1 protein-coding gene and 1 pseudogene are annotated in these 365 nt (G+C 37.8%); both read left to right on the plus strand.

Going from position 1 to position 365, the window contains the following annotated elements; all coding sequences use genetic code 11:
* Positions 1-110, plus strand: a pseudogene (locus tag AC1M9B_RS14410) (catechol 1,2-dioxygenase); the annotation flags it as partial.
* 142 nt (positions 111-252) lie between these two features.
* On the plus strand, positions 253-365 hold a 113-nt coding region (locus AC1M9B_RS14415), incomplete at its 3' end, for a CoA-transferase (protein ID WP_481588093.1).

The raw sequence follows: 365 nt of genomic DNA on the forward strand, positions 1-365 counted from the left end.
GTCGTGGTCTGAAAGGTGCGTTCAAACATATTCAATTTGACATTGAATTAGTGAAAGACGTTGAAGGTGCGCCTTCTACTGAAGTTGAACGTCGCCGCGCATCAGCTTAAAAATAATAAAGGGATGGATTTCGCATCCATCCTTTATCTTATTCACCTAAAGAATTTAGACCAATCCAAATCTAATCATTTTGATTTGTTTAAATTTTTGCAAGACCGAAAAGGATATAGATAGCTTTATCTATAAAACGCTATGATTGATAAATCTCAAAAGACTTTAACCGAAGCCCTCTCCCAAATTAAAGACGGTTCAACCATTATGATTGGTGGGTTTGGTACTGCAGGTCAGCCTGCTGAACTCATCGA

The sequence above is a fragment of the Acinetobacter sp. ANC_7513 genome (assembly GCF_056779915.1).